The organism is Streptomyces diastatochromogenes, from assembly GCF_002242805.1.
GTDB classification, from domain to species: Bacteria; Actinomycetota; Actinomycetes; order Streptomycetales; family Streptomycetaceae; genus Streptomyces; species Streptomyces diastatochromogenes.
Map to the genome: position 1 here is coordinate 1 of NZ_MCGQ01000151.1, position 9,233 is coordinate 9,233.

The window sequence follows — 9,233 nt, forward strand, 5'->3', positions numbered from 1 at the left end:
ACCAAGGAGACCGCGAACTGGCCATCAAGGACCAGAGGCTGGCATGAACACCCAAAGACTCCTCGTCCCCACCCTGCGGGTGGCGACCGCCGCAACCCTCGCCGCGAGCGGATACATCCACGCCCAGCTCTACGTCGACGGGTACCGCTTCATCCACATCATCGGCCCCCTGTTCCTGCTCCAGGCCAGTGCGTCCTTCGCCCTCGCTGCCCTGCTGCTGATCGGGACACCACCCCTGCTGCTGAGGATCGCCGAGGCAGGCGTCGCACTCGGCGCCCTCGGTGGCTTCACCGCTTCGCGCACCATAGGCGTGTTCGGATTCACCGAGCGCGGTCTGCAGCCGGCACCTCAAGCCGTCCTCAGCCTCCTCGCCGAAACCGGCACGCTGCTGCTCCTCGTCATCTGGCAGCTGACTGTGCCCAGACAACGCCGCACTGTCCGACCTCCCGTCGGTACACCCACCTGGAACCGGGCCACCACCCGTACACCACCCAACTGAACCACCACCACGAAGCCACCCGGGATGCCTGTGCTGCCTCGTCCAGGCTGACTTGCTGGTCCAGGGCCTACGACAGCTGCCTGAATGAATTGAGTTGTTCGGTATGTGACGCCGAGACGGGCCTGTCGATCAGACCCACCTGAGCAACGCCACGACATCACGAGTTCAACCTCAGTAGTCGGCTGCTGTGCATGGCTGGACTGGCTTGGCCGCCCGGCGCCCCCTCGCGTCCCGGCCGCCGCACGGGAGCTGGGCCGGGACGTCCAGTCGATGGCTGCATCCATCCGGGCCGGCTCCACCGACGTGGGCTGTGTCCAGCACTTACACGGCGGTGCCCCGCACTCTCCATCATGAGGCGTTGATCAGTTTCTTCACCTCGGGCGGGAGCTTGTTTCCCGAGTAGACGGCGACGAACGTCACGTCATCGGGAGTGTCCCCGACAGCGATGGCCACCTTGGGGGAGATACCGTCCACCGCGTGGGCAATCTTCGTTGTTGCCGGCACGTGGCCTTCGTCCGGGCCGCCGGTGTCGTCGCAGGGCGGCTTGGTGGCAGCACCGAGCTTGCCTGCGACGGTGAACTCCACATTCGCGACGTCTCGGTACGTCCGCCCTTCTTTCGTGTCCATCACCGACGTGGCCCAGCCCGAAGACGTGACCGGCCTCATGAGTACCGACGGAGCGGATATCGTATTTGTTCGAGCAGCTACTGGTCGGGTTGTTGGTGAAGTCGTAATCGTGCGTGTTGAAACGGACATCGGCTTCACGCAGGTCGTTCTGACGCCAGGCATGGACCATGTGTACGCGTAAGTCGTCGCGACGGCGCTGTCCTTGATGTCTCCCGCGCCCCACACTTATACCGTCGTTGCCGGTGCAGCGGCCGGTCTGGCTGACGCTCGCCTCGTGGCCGGTCTTGGACACGAAGTTCGTCTTCGCGCCGACCGAGTTGCCGCGGTCGGGTCAGGCAGTTGACGACAGCGGCCACCATAGCCACCGCGTGCACCGGTCGGGTTCGAGGACGGCGGGCTTGCCCTCGGAGACGTCACACCTGGGCCTTTCGAGCGGGTCATGCGGGATCTGCGACGGTGGGGGAGCCGGGGCGGGGGATGGTGCCTGCGGGGGCGTACTGGGCGGCTTGCGCGTCGAACATCGAGGCGTAGCGCCCTTGGGTGGCCATGAGTTCCTCGTGGCTGCCGTGCTCGACGAGCTGTCCTTGGTGTAGGACGTAGACGCGGTCGGCGTGGCGGACGCCGGACATGCGGTGGGTGACCAGGACGACGGCCCGGTTCGGGGCGGCGAGCCGGCGGATGCGGTTGAAAGCGGCGATTTCCGCTTCCGGGTCGAGGGCGGAGGTGGGCTCGTCCACGATGAGGACGCTGTCGGCATCCGAGGTGGAGCTGCGCCAGTGGGTTCGAGCAAGCCCGATCTTCTGCCACTCACCGCCGGACAGTTCGCTGGCACCGCGGAACATCCGGGCCAGCAGGCTGTGCAGGCCGTCGGGAAGTTTCGCGACAACCGGTCCGGCCCCCGCGTAGTCGACGGACGGCTGAAGGTCCTCGGGACCGGCTTCCTGGGTGGGGCGGCCGATCCGGATGTTCAACGCTGCAGTCACGGGCCAGCGTTGGAAGTCCTGGGTGAGAAGTGCGACGCGGTCGAAGACTTCGGTGCGATCCAGGGAAGCGACGTCGGCATCACCCCACAACACGGCTCCGCTCTGCGGCAGTAACAGGCCCGACAACACCTTCATCAGAGTGCTCTTGCCGGAGCCGTTCTCGCCTACCACGGCGGTGACCGAGCCCATGGGCAGCGTGAGTGACACCGCATCCAGGGCGGGGGCTTCGCGGTCCGGGTAGCGGTAGCTGACCTGGTCGAGGACGACCTGCTTCACCTGTGCCGGAACGGAATGGCCCCCGCTGGGAATGGTGCGTCGTGCCGCCTCGTCCAGGAACCGGGAGTGGTCGCGGACGTAGAGGGACTCCTCGTGCAGCTGGTTCACGTTCATCACCAGTGCGCCCAGGCTGGCCGAACCCGACCGGACGGCGATGACGGCGGTCCCGGCCACGGCCAGACTCATGTGCCCGCTCATGATCAGCAAGAACATGGCCGCGTACGTCGCCGCCATGGCGAGGCCGGACAGGGCGGCGGCCACCCACTCGGTGACGGCTTTGCTGGAGGCCAGCCGCTCCTGCTCGGCCTCGGCGCTCTCTGCCATACGTTCGTAGCGGCTGAGCAGGAACGGCCCGACGGCGTGGATGCGCACTTCCTGAGCGGCGGTGCGCTCCGTGAGCAGGTTGCCGATGAGGCGGCTGGCCCGCACGTGCTCGATCCAGCTCATCACTGACACGTACCGTTCCTGCGCCACCCGCATCGCACCCCAGCCGCGCGGCGCCGCGATCAGGATCAGCATCGGCAGGAGCACCGGGTGGAGGAGGGTGAGCACGCCGGCCGTGGAGATCAAGGAGATGGTCCCGTTCAGCGCGGCCACGCAGGCGCCGATCATGCGGCGGGCGGATCCGGCGCCATACTGGGCGACGTCGATCAGCCGGCGGAACTCCGGGTCCTCGATGGCCTCCAGCTCCACCGACGCGGCGGCGGCCAGGTACTGGGTCGTGGCGATCCGCTCGACCAGCGGTTCCAGTCGGCCCGCCCGCGAGGTGGACCATCCGGCCAGGCCCGAGTTCACCACGGCTGCTCCGGCGGCAACGAGCAAGCCCGGCAGCACCGCGTGCAACCGTTGCCCGGGTGTGCCCGAGCCGAGCAGCGCGTGCATGACGGAGTTGACCGCGAGCAACCCGACGGCCGCGGCGACACCCTGCCCGATCTCGCTGATGGCGACCGTGAGCAGAGCGCGGCGGTCCGCCTGCCACGCCATCCGCAAGGTCGCCCCGACCAGCCTGGGCATCGAGCGCAGAGCCGACATCATTGTCAAGTCGAGCCGGGCACGCTCGTGTTCCGACCACCCGAAGTCGTAGCGCAAAGGGCCGCCGAAAAGCTCCTGCTCGGCGTCGGATACCTCCGGCTCGGCCATCTGTACGCGCCCGAAGAGCCTCTTCACAGGGCGCCTCCCGACCCGGACCAGCTCGGCGCCCGGAGCGCCGCCGTGGGCAGCCGCCGCGCCATTGCGGTCGTGCTCATCCGCACAGGGGCCCTGCAGCTGGACTTGTCGTGGTACGAGTACTCCTCGCCCCGTGTCACGTTATGGGGAGTCGTATGTGCTCGTGTCTTGGCTGAAGTCAACGTGGTCCCCCTAGACGGTTGTGTGGCTCCTCCTGTGGCTCAACGAGTCAGCCAGAATTTCGAACACATGTGTTTCAGTCGTGTTGGTAGCCCTGGGATTGAGCGCGCGTCGGAGCTTGTGGGTTGCATCGACCCTTGCGGTGCAAGGGCCGGGGTCTGGAGCGGCGGTGGCCGAAACGCCGAGCGTGCCACTGTTCCGGCGCCCGGGGCCGGGGCGCGATCCAGTGGAAGCGTGCGAGCAGGGCGCCGGACTGCAGGGAGCGGCCGTCGACCGCGGTCATCAGGAGGGGTTGGAGATCGCACACTTGGTGTGAGTCCGCAACAGGGCGCCGACCCTCGCGAGGTCCTCGGGGGTGTCGACCAAGCACCACCTGATCGTCGAAGCGCACGGCATCCCGCTCGCGGCAATCACCACCGGCGGCAACGGCAAGGACGTCACCCAACTGATCCCGCTGATCCAGGCCGTCCCGCCGATCCGCCGCAAGCGCGGCCCGCCACTGCGCCGCCCCGAGCACCTGTACGCCGACCGCGGCTATGAGCACGAGGTCTACCGGGACAAGGCCCGCCGGTTCCAGATCACCCCGCACCTCGCCCGGCGCGGCACCGGGCACGGCTCCGGCCTGGGCGTGTACCGCTGGGTCGTGGAAGGAGCGATCGCGCTGCTGCACTGGTTCCGCCGCCTGCGCTGCGCATCCGCTGGGAGATCGCGACGACATCCACCACGTGTTCGTCACCCTCGGCTGCGCCGTCATCTGCCGGCGACGACTGCGCACCCCAATTTGTTGAGAGTAAGGGCGGGCGATCGCCCCAGGGGATGGCCTGCTCGATGCGTCAGAACGCATACGTAGCAGTCGGGCCCGCGCAGCCTCACATCCGGGATCTCAGCACGTCGACCTCACAGCCCGGCGCGAAGGGATCGAAGCCGTGCTCGATCAGCCAGCGAACCACCAGCAGGCTTCGCAACGACCACCACGCGTGGATCACGTCGAGGTCGACGTCGGTGCCATAGCCGGCGATGACGTCGTCGAGGTGCTCCTCGTGTCCGAGCGTGAAGGTGGCGAGGTCGTACAGGGCATCACCCTGGCCCGCCTCGGACCAGTCGATGATGCCGGTGACCTCGTCGCCGTCGATGAAGACGTGCGCGATCTGCAGGTCGCCGTGCGTGAACGCCGGAATCCACGGCCGGAGCGCGGCCTCGGCGACCTGGCGGTTGCGGGTGACCAGGTCAGCGGGCAGGACACCGTTCGTCACGAGCAACTCGCACTCGTCGTCGAGTTCGGACGCCAGCGCGACGATGCTCCGCCCGGCCCGGCCGAGCCGGGGCGGCAGAGGCGCTTCGTGCAGCTTCCGGATGGCGGCGCCCGCCGCGGCCCACGCCGCCGGCGCCCCGGTCGACGGCCCGCCGAGGCGCCCGAGCGTCGTCCCCGGGAGCGCGGCGATCGCGAGCACGGGCGGCTTGCGCCACAGGACCTCCGGGGTCGGGACCGGCGCGAGGGACATCGCCTCGACCTCGACGTCGATGCGCGCCTGATCGGCGTCCACCTTCAAGAACACGTCACCGACGCGCAGAGTCGCGCGCTCGGCATGGGCGACGACGACTTTGACCTCATCCATGGGCGACCAGTATCCCGGGGATGATCGCCGACGTCGCCAGGTTTATCGCGTGCGATTGCGCGGCTGACCGCGTCCCGCTACCCGGCGGCCTCGTGCACGACACCGACCTCTGACGAGGTCAAACCCAGCACTTTTGGTAGGAGTCCTAAGCGCCCAAGAGACGCACAGCTCAGCGACTCGCCAGCGAATCCGACGACACCGAGGGCAACACCAAGCCAGAAGAGCACGGGCTATGCCGTTCCAATCCGCCGAACAGCATCAGGTCCACGCTGAGGATGGCAAGGAAGATCCCTGCTGCGGCATACCACTGTCCTTTGCGTGCCTTGATGATCGCTGAAGCCGCGCCTAGCAGCAGAATCAAGGACACCAGGGCAATCCACACGGCGACACCCTCCCAGCGAGTGAACTCCTTGTCAGCAGGCCCAGTTCACGATCCACCGAGGAGTCCTCTCCCGACTTGTGTACCGGAGGCAGACGCTCCAGGGCGAATTACTCCAGTCGCCAGGCTCAGCTTCGCCCTGCGCCCTTCGCCCGCTGCCCTGCCGTCCATGGGTGTTCATGACACGCTGAGACCTATCCAAGTACGAGCGGATGTGGACCACCGAACGGGATCAGTGGGCACTCTTCCGTAGCGGCGCCGGCTACCTGCCGATCCTCAAGGGGGATCGGTGGCGCCTGCCCCCTCCCCCCGGCTCGTCGTACTTGTCCGGCCTCGCCGTCAGTACGGGTGGGGAGGCCGGTTGGGGTCGAACTGCTGGACCTTCTTGGCGAGATTGGAACCGTCGATGGCGACGCCGTACCGGCTGCGGACGTACCGCATCGCGGCGGCGATGCATGCCACGGGGTCGTAGATGTTCACCGAGGTACCGGGAGCGTGGCGCTGGGCGAACGTCTGCGGGATGCACTGCACGATGCCCCGCGAGCACTGGAAATGTGTGAGCGCGCCGTTCAGCCTCACGATCCGCCCATCGTGCAGATAGCCGTCCCCGAAGTCTTTGACCTTGCTGAAGCCGGGAGGCGTTTTGGCGTTGGAGTCCCACAGATTGCAGGCGTTGGGGTTGCCGGACGACTCGCGCGCGGCGGCTGTCTTGAAGCCCTTCACCCAGTAGCTGCTCGCCTGGACTCCGGCCGCCGTACTCGCCTGCGCGATCCAGTCCTCCAGCGTGCCCTCGGGTGTGTGCCTCTGGAACGTCACCTGCTTCGGGTCGATCTGTCCCATGGCATCGACGCCGGTACCACCCGTCGTCTCGCCCACCGGGAAACCGGTACGCACCCGGAACAGTCCGGCGCGCTGCCCGAGTTCCGTCAGCGATTGCATGCCGGGTGCACCGACGGCGTCACTGCCGGAGAAATGCAGCACCGTACGACGAAACTCGTCGTAGAGGGCCTGGGTGGCGGTCTCGAAGATCCCGCGTTCATCGGCCACGTCTGTGTGCATGACCCTCTCCAGACCGTCCTGCACCAGAGCCACATCGGCCTTCGGGCTGGCGTCCCCGCCCGGCTGCGCCTGCTCCTCCTGGGCACTGTGCGTCGAGGCCCATACGACCTGGTTCAGGCTGACCCAGGGCTGCCCTGCGGCCGGGGACGAACCCGCCCTGACGTTGAACAGCTCTGACTGCTTGCCCAGTTCGACCAGCTCCTGCGTGCTGGGAACGCCGTGGCCGTCCGCCTCGTAGTGGCCCAGATTCTCCGTGCGGAATCGCTCGAAGAGCTCCTGTGTCTCCGCCTCGAAGACGGAGTGCGGGTCGTCCGGGGCGGCGCCCATGACCTTCTCCAACGCATCCTGTACGAGAGCGACATCGTCCGCCGTGGTGCCGCCGCCGTTTCCCGCGGCCTGCTCCTCGGCCGTGGGGTGAGTGGCCGCCCAGGTGAGCTGGTTCGAGGACACCCACGGCAGCGCCTCTTCGACCTCTGCCACGGGTAGTGCATCGGACTCACGGGACGAGGCAGCGGCCATATAGGTATATCCGGGTTTGTTCTTCAAACCCGGATCGGCCGTGACGATTCCCTCCGCGAATTTCGGCAGCCCGTATCCGTAGAGATAACTGTCCCGGCGGGCACGCTTTTTCAGGTACACCCCGTCACCCTCGGACGAACCGTTGGCGTTGGTGTTCCCTTCGATGGTGTACGCGTAGTCCGCGTCGTACTTGTAGACGAGTCCGACGTGTTGGCCACCCGAGTGGCCGAAAAACACCATCGCCCCGATCGCGGGATAATACGAGAACCTGCCGCGGCTCTTGTACCAATCGACAGCCGTCTGGCATGAGGCGGTCACAGGTGCCAGACTCTTCACGCCGGCCTGTTGGAAGGCCCAGGACTGAAAGGTCTGACACCATGACTGGTCCTGTGACCACTCCAGTCCGGGAACGGCGGGGGAAAACTTCTGATGGTTGTTGTAGTGGCCGTTCGAGAAACCTTCGTGGTATCCCACTTCGGTCTTCTCCATGGCGATGAGGGTATCCGTCTGACCCATCGTGTTCCATCTCCTTTCCCGCAGTCTGCGGGCCCAGAGAACGAAGGAACACGAAGGCGCACGAAGGAACGCAAGGAACGCTACGGGAATTCGGCCACCGGTCACTGGGCTCGCGCGGCCGTTATGTTCATGCTATCGCCGGTGGTGCGGTGCCGCATCTCACCCCTCATGGATCGCCAGGGGCTACACCTGAAGGCCGTCCCGTAAATGATCTACGGCATGCTGGTTGGCCGGTGCCTTTCTCTGTCACCCAGCGAGGGTGAGGTTGTGTAGGCGGGCGATGCCGAGCATGGCGTGGTGGACGCCATCGCCTTTCGGGCGACAGTCGCGCAGGGTCTTCCAGCTCTCCATCCGGGCAAAGTTGTGCTCGACACGGGCGCGGACCTTGCGGTGGGAGGTGTTGTGTTCCTCCTTCCAGCCCGGAAGTTCGGCCTAGCCTCGCTCGCGGCGGTGCGGGATGACCAGGCCGGTGCCCCGGTGGCCGCCGTTCGCGATCACCGTGGTGTTGCCGACGGCGGCTTTGGTGCCGGACAGCTCCCATGCCTTGCAGTCGTTGTGGTTGCCGGGCAGGGGCCTGCCGACGGCGACGACGAGCCGGGTGTCTGCGTCGATGACGACCCGGTGATTGCTCGAGTACCGGTAGTTCTTCGACTGCTCGGCGGTGACCAGCAGGACCCGGTCCTCCAGCGGCAGCTTCCACGGCCGTCCCTTGCGCATCGGGTCCGCGCCCTCGCGCCGCAGCGCGGTGATCAGCTTGCCGAACTGACGTGGGCTCAGCCCGGTAAACGGGGCTATCCAGGAGGGCTCCGACGCCCTGATCGCACCAGCCACAGCGAGATCATCTCAACCGCCGACCATTCGCGGTGGCCTCACGCGGCCGGCCTCGTTCGCTTTCCGCAGCGACGTTCGTCTGATTGCCTGCGGGGCGGTGGCCTCGGCGAGCCAGGAGCGCGGGNNGGCTCGCCGGAGGTACTGAAGATGATCAACGTGCCCTGCAACCAACATCCCTGTGGCGAAGGGCGGCGTCGACTACTAGGTCAAGCAGGGCGTCGGCACTTTGTGGCAGCTGGCGGTCCACCCCGCGTTTCGCGTAGGACCGCCAGCCGGACCCGTGGGACGAGCAAGCCCCTGATGGATCGTTGCGCCGCTACGAAACGATGTGCACGTTGATGCGGAAGGAACTCGCCTAGACTCAGTCACCTTGCTTGAACACGGGCCTGATGTGATCACCTTCAGGACTCCTCGGCCCCGCCGAAATCACGACGCATGGCCTCAAGCTGCTCCCGCCTCGGGGCCACCGGATGCGGGAGTTCCTCAGCCACCCCTAGATCGTGGCGCATGGCTCCCCTCATGGCGTCGATCAGGGGCCAGAGCGCGTGTTGCGGCTCAGCCGCCGATCGTAGGGTCTCACC

General features: G+C 66.9%; 6 protein-coding genes and 5 pseudogenes. 3 read left to right on the top strand and 8 right to left on the bottom strand.

Annotated elements, in window-relative coordinates; genetic code table 11:
* Positions 1-43: 43 nt before the first annotated feature.
* The gene (locus tag BEK98_RS47200; protein ID WP_094222951.1) at positions 44-499 is read left to right on the top strand and encodes a hypothetical protein; all 456 of its coding nucleotides are present in this window, start codon (positions 44-46) and stop codon (positions 497-499) included.
* 348 nt (positions 500-847) lie between these two features.
* On the opposite strand, the gene BEK98_RS49435 is transcribed toward BEK98_RS47200, so the two are convergent.
* From BEK98_RS49435 to BEK98_RS47210, 3 genes and pseudogenes are all read right to left on the bottom strand, one after another.
* Positions 848-1,165, bottom strand: a complete 318-nt coding sequence (locus BEK98_RS49435; RefSeq protein WP_341869063.1) for a DUF6281 family protein — start codon at positions 1,163-1,165, stop codon at positions 848-850.
* A gap of 22 nt (positions 1,166-1,187) precedes the next feature.
* Positions 1,188-1,295: pseudogene (locus BEK98_RS50725) on the bottom strand (hypothetical protein); the annotation flags it as partial.
* 268 nt (positions 1,296-1,563) lie between these two features.
* Complete coding sequence (locus BEK98_RS47210) at positions 1,564-3,552, bottom strand: ABC transporter ATP-binding protein (protein WP_094222952.1); 1,989 nt, start codon at positions 3,550-3,552, stop codon at positions 1,564-1,566.
* Between the two features lie 541 nt (positions 3,553-4,093).
* Between BEK98_RS47210 and BEK98_RS47215 the strand changes: the two are divergent.
* Positions 4,094-4,520: pseudogene (locus BEK98_RS47215) on the top strand (transposase); the annotation flags it as partial.
* Between the two features lie 81 nt (positions 4,521-4,601).
* Here the strand turns inward: BEK98_RS47215 and BEK98_RS47220 are convergent.
* The 4 genes and pseudogenes from BEK98_RS47220 to BEK98_RS47235 form a co-directional block, all read right to left on the bottom strand.
* Positions 4,602-5,348 carry a phosphotransferase family protein gene (locus BEK98_RS47220; RefSeq protein WP_094222954.1) on the bottom strand — a complete coding sequence of 249 codons (747 nt, stop codon included), beginning with the start codon at positions 5,346-5,348 and terminating at the stop codon, positions 4,602-4,604.
* A 169-nt stretch (positions 5,349-5,517) separates the two neighbouring features.
* A complete protein-coding gene (locus BEK98_RS47225; RefSeq protein WP_094222955.1) occupies positions 5,518-5,730 on the bottom strand; it encodes a hypothetical protein in 213 nt (70 codons plus the stop codon).
* Between the two features lie 336 nt (positions 5,731-6,066).
* Positions 6,067-7,794 carry a lysozyme family protein gene (locus tag BEK98_RS50730; protein WP_143684292.1) on the bottom strand — a complete coding sequence of 576 codons (1,728 nt, stop codon included), beginning with the start codon at positions 7,792-7,794 and terminating at the stop codon, positions 6,067-6,069.
* A 273-nt stretch (positions 7,795-8,067) separates the two neighbouring features.
* Positions 8,068-8,652 (bottom strand): annotated as a pseudogene (locus BEK98_RS47235) (transposase).
* Positions 8,653-8,803: 151 nt separating this feature from the next.
* Between BEK98_RS47235 and BEK98_RS50735 the strand changes: the two are divergent.
* A pseudogene (locus BEK98_RS50735) lies at positions 8,804-9,011 on the top strand (GNAT family N-acetyltransferase); the annotation flags it as partial.
* 42 nt (positions 9,012-9,053) lie between these two features.
* On the opposite strand, the pseudogene BEK98_RS49725 reads toward BEK98_RS50735, so the two are convergent.
* Positions 9,054-9,233 (bottom strand): annotated as a pseudogene (locus tag BEK98_RS49725) (hypothetical protein); the annotation flags it as partial.